The organism is Hungatella sp. SL.1.14, from assembly GCF_024460495.1.
GTDB classification, from domain to species: Bacteria; Bacillota; Clostridia; order Lachnospirales; family Lachnospiraceae; genus Hungatella; species Hungatella hathewayi.
In genome coordinates, this window is the sequence record NZ_JANFYJ010000411.1 from 1 (window position 1) to 296 (window position 296).

Below are 296 nucleotides of genomic sequence, written 5' to 3' on the forward strand. Positions count from 1 at the left end.
TAAACAACATCCTGAAGGAAATCGGACGTGACACCAATAATAAGATTCAGCCTTACAAAGGTCTGGGAGAGATGAATGCCGAGCAGCTCTGGGAGACGACCATGGATCCGGAGCGCAGGATTCTGCTTCGTGTCGCCTTTGACGAGGAGACCGCATCGGAGATTGATCTGACATTTACGACACTGATGGGAGACTAGGTAGAGCCGAGACGTGAATTCATCGAGGCCAACGCCAAGTACGGCAATCTGGATATCTAAAAAACAATTAATATTGCGTTATGAAGGAGAAGAATTATG

At 47.0% G+C, this 296-nt stretch carries 1 pseudogene; it reads left to right on the forward strand.

What is annotated here, in order from left to right:
• A pseudogene (locus tag NE473_RS31605) lies at positions 1 to 197 on the forward strand (DNA topoisomerase IV subunit B); the annotation flags it as partial.
• Positions 198 to 296: the final 99 nt, after the last annotated feature.